The organism is Mangrovactinospora gilvigrisea, assembly GCF_001879105.1.
Classification (GTDB): domain Bacteria; phylum Actinomycetota; class Actinomycetes; order Streptomycetales; family Streptomycetaceae; genus Mangrovactinospora; species Mangrovactinospora gilvigrisea.
Genome location: NZ_MLCF01000178.1, coordinates 1 through 3775, shown reverse-complemented (window position 1 = coordinate 3775; position 3775 = coordinate 1). Strand labels below are relative to the sequence as shown.

At 68.0% G+C, this 3775-nt stretch carries 4 protein-coding genes and 1 pseudogene; 2 read left to right on the top strand and 3 right to left on the bottom strand.

The genetic code is table 11. From position 1 onward, the window contains the following. Positions 1–31 precede the first annotated feature (31 nt). The 3 genes and pseudogenes from BIV57_RS24390 to BIV57_RS22910 form a co-directional block, all read right to left on the bottom strand. Positions 32–616, bottom strand: a complete 585-nt coding sequence (locus BIV57_RS24390; protein WP_071658785.1) for a hypothetical protein — start codon at positions 614–616, stop codon at positions 32–34. Between the two features lie 61 nt (positions 617–677). Further along, a pseudogene (locus BIV57_RS26830) lies at positions 678–815 on the bottom strand (alpha/beta hydrolase); the annotation flags it as partial. A gap of 420 nt (positions 816–1235) precedes the next feature. Further along, the gene (locus tag BIV57_RS22910; RefSeq protein WP_139275777.1) at positions 1236–1439 is read right to left on the bottom strand and encodes a hypothetical protein; all 204 of its coding nucleotides are present in this window, start codon (positions 1437–1439) and stop codon (positions 1236–1238) included. A 522-nt stretch (positions 1440–1961) separates the two neighbouring features. Between BIV57_RS22910 and BIV57_RS22905 the strand changes: the two genes are divergently transcribed. Further along, a complete protein-coding gene (locus BIV57_RS22905; protein WP_139275776.1) occupies positions 1962–2642 on the top strand; it encodes a hypothetical protein in 681 nt (226 codons plus the stop codon). Positions 2643–2653: 11 nt separating this feature from the next. Beyond that, entirely contained in the window at positions 2654–3688 is a 1035-nt protein-coding gene (locus BIV57_RS22900; RefSeq protein WP_079170613.1) for a hypothetical protein, read from the top strand. Positions 3689–3775 lie beyond the last annotated feature (87 nt).

The following is a 3775-nucleotide window of genomic DNA, read 5'->3' as shown; positions in this document are numbered from 1 at the left end:
GCTTGACAAACCATATTGGGAATCACTGCAACTACGCGAGCACCAGTTTCACGTAGATCGTGTGGTCGGCGTGGTTGTACTGGATGTTGCCGCGAAGCCGGCGCTCATCGTCGCGGAGGTGGACGGTGTCGGAGGCGTCGAGGATGGCTTCGACCTCCTCACGGGTGCGGCCGCCGCCGGCCGTGGCGGCTGCAATGGCACGCTCGCGATCCAGGGGCTCGACGGTCCAGCCGAGGTCGGGGAGGCCCTCCGAGGCGGTGAAGAACGACGCCGCCGCAGCCTCGGAGTCCGAGGTGGTGTAGGTCCAGTTGTGGTGCGCCGTGGTGGGTTCGTGCGGCTCTTCCAGGAGCTCCGGCTGGTCGTCTGAGGCGACGCCGCCGCTGAACATCATGCGGATCTCTCGGGAGGCGTGGGCTGTGGCGGCGAGCATGGCCGTGCCGTCCGGGGATCCTGCGGTGGCGTCTACGTCCTCGGACTTCTCCTTGTAGGCAGGCGACGTGACGGTGATGCTCAGCCGGCCCTTGGCGCCGATCTGGAGGCGGAGGTAGTAGTCGTCCGGGCGGCTGTAGAGCCGTGTGCTCGGGATCTTCCTGGACCACTTCGGGAGCGAGTCCACGCGATGGCTGTGCTCCTGCCAGGCTGCGAGCCCCTGCTCCAGGAGGTGTCCCGGAGGTCACCGAGCCGTAGCTGTGCCCGAGCAGCGTGGAGTTGAGCGGGCCGGCCTTGGGATCGTGGGTCACCTGCAGTCCACACAAGAACTTGTCGAGCTTCGGTGCGCCCGCATCTGCGCGGTCGGTGCCGGCCACCGAGGTGCCCTGGGGGGGCGTCGTACCCGAGCCAGGTGATCCCTGCGAGCGGCTCTTGCATGCCGGCGGCCTCCTGGTTCAGCCGCACGGAGCGGTCGATGGTCTCGTAGAAACCCTTCCCGCGGCCCACGCCACCCTTTGGCGGGCTCCCAGACAGCTTGGTGCCCAGGCCCGGCACGCCGTGTTGGGGAGGGTCACCCCCAGGAGCCCCGGGAGGTTGGACTGCGGAAGGCCGGTGCTGCCGTTGGAGCCGACGAGTGGTTGCAGCTCGGAGCCGTGGGTGGCGGGTCCCTCGTCGTTGCCCAGGAGCTGATCGGCATCCGTCAGCAGCGGACGAGTTGCTGATGCAGTTTCGGCGCCGCACGCCCGGTGCTCGCCATGTCCCGGGCCAGCGCCCGGACCTGGGGATGTCGAAGCCGACGATTCCCATCAGGCGCCCCCGCCCTCGAGGTGCCGCGCCTTGGCCTCCAGCCGATCGGCCGCCCGGGCCCATGAGCCGGCGTCATGCTGCAGATCCGAGGCCATCCGCCGAAGCTTCTTCTGATCCGACATCAGATCGGCGGTGACCTGCTGCGCGAACGGCCCCTTCCAGGTCTCCGGGGCCGTCGCGGTGGTGACGGAGGAGTCCACCATGGTGCCGAGCGCCTGAGCCAGCAACCCTGGTCGGCGGACGCGCTCCCGCAGCTCCGTCGCACGATGGCGCAGCTGTTTGGCTGCCTCTTTGTCCCCCACGCAGTCCCCGTTCCCGTTCCGCGGCTCAGCTCCTTCGTGGCGCGCGTACTCGACCGGGGCTGGACAGGTGCTCTCGGAGGGCACCGCCGTGGATGGAGCGATGCTGGCCGGACTGCTGTTGCCCATGTGCACGATCGAGGCCGGTCCGACGGTAACAGGACGCGCGCGCAGTGTCGCTGACGGGTATCGCGGTGCTCAGACAGACGCTGCGGTCGACGGAGGCGGATTGATGTCTTATTGATCGATTGCGGAGGATGTGTCCCATCGGGCGTGAGCGTCGGCCGTTGAGTTTCCGTAACAGGTGTTGGATGGCGGATGGTTGGACGGTACCGTCGCGAGAGCTGTACACGGGGTGACGGAGTTTCGGTGACCGCCGGAGCCGTGCATGTGGCCCCGACTGTCAACAGAATGGATTCTCACCCCATGCGTTCCGCCTCCCACCTGCCCCGCTTTCGGACTGCTGTCGCCGCATGCGCCGTCGCCGTTGGCATGGCCCTGACGGTCGCAGCGTGCGGCAGCGGCGGTGGCGGGGACAAGGGGGCGATCAAGGGCTCCTCTGGGAATGGGGGCTCCTCGAAGTCGGCGTCGCCGTCCGCGGCCCCGTCGCAGCAGGCCGGTGCGCCGACCATCAAGCTCCCGGCGGACTTCAAGCTGGACTACACGGGTTGGACGGCCACGGGCAACGCGACCAAGGACGCGGTGCTCAAGGACGTCCAGGGCTATATCGCCTCGATGAGCGCGGCCCGCGCCTATCACGACGTCAAGAACGGTCCGTACCTGTACTACACAGACCTTCAAGCCACGGCCGACGCGCGGGACGAGATCAAGCGCTTCGAGACCACTGACGGCGGAGCCACCATCACCGGCACGGACCGCTACTACAAGAACGACGTCGCCCTGGTGTCGGCGAGCATCGCCTCAGTGAGTTACTGCGAGGACCAGAACAAGGCGTATTCGAAGGTCATCAAGACCGGAAAGGTCCTGAGGACGCCGCAGACCACCAAGGACTACGTGTTCACCAACCTCCAGGTCCAAAAGAGCACTAACGGTGTCTGGAAGACGGTGAAGGTGACCTACAACCCGGGGGCCGTGCAATGCCAGTGACGAGAGTCGGTATGCGACGGATCGGCGTGGTCATCGGCATGGCCATTGCCCTCGCCGTGGGATCGGTGGGCACGGCGCACGCCGGCTACTCCAGCACGACCACGACCACGACCACGAAGTCGAAGAAAAAGGTCAGCCAGGACGGCAACGACACCAATCTCACCATCTCCTACACCGACCAGTCCGGTGCTCCCGTCACCACCCCGGGCAATGCGACGTCCACGGCCCCCGTCGATTCCGATCCGCCGCCGTGCTACTACGCGCCCGAGACGCCCGCCCAGGTCAAGGCGGACATGGATCCGGTCTGGGCCTCCGGCGCGATCGGCTCGCACTGGCGCTACCAGGAGATGCAGAAGTTCCATGTGAGCGGGCAGAAGGACGACAAGACGGACTACAACGCGGACAAGGCTGACGAGGGCTACTGGTGGGTCGGGACCTACAACCCTGACTACACCGGCACCGCGTCGTGTGGGATCGACATGGAGACCCCGCACTGGGTGAAGAAGGGCGACACCCCGCCCACGCCTCCGGCGGAGACGATCAACCCGACGATGCTGGCGAAGATGGCCTACGCCCGCCTCCATCTGCCCGACACCGAGGTGTCGCTGAACCCGGCGGGGACCTCCACGGTCAACCTGCCGACCTGGGCGTGGCTGCCGCCCAAGCAGTTCCACCCCGTCTCCGTCACGGCTCGGCTCAACGCCCCCGGCATCAACCTGTCGGCCACCGCCACCGCCAAGCCCGTCCGTCTCACCATCGATCCGGGCACCGCCGACGCGGCCGTCTACCCCTCGTCCGGCGGCTGCCCCGCCAACGCGAACGGCTCGATCGGCACGCGGTACCGCAAGGGCGACGCCACCAAGACCCCGCCCTGCGGCGTCTCCTACCAGCACGCCTCGAACGACGGACCGTTCACCCTCCGCGCGACCGTCACCTGGCAGATCGACACCGATGTGGCCGGCACCCAGCTGCCGCCCGCCACCTTCGGCACCGCGCGCGACGTCCCCGTCCAAGAGATCCAGACGGTGACGTCCGGGGGCCAGTAGTCGGACCGTGCCGGGGACGGGGACGGGGACGGGGACGGGGACGGGGACGGGGACGGGGACGGGGACGGGGGGCGGCGGCATCCGCCC

What these genes read in the sequence shown, in the direction of transcription:
- BIV57_RS22910 (WP_139275777.1), bottom strand. Translation starts at nt 1,439, where the DNA reads ATGGTGGACTCCTCCGTCACCACCGCGACGGCCCCGGAGACCTGGAAG.
- BIV57_RS22905 (WP_139275776.1), top strand. Translation starts at nt 1,962, where the DNA reads ATGCGTTCCGCCTCCCACCTGCCCCGCTTTCGGACTGCTGTCGCCGCA.
- BIV57_RS22900 (WP_079170613.1), top strand. Translation starts at nt 2,654, where the DNA reads ATGCGACGGATCGGCGTGGTCATCGGCATGGCCATTGCCCTCGCCGTG.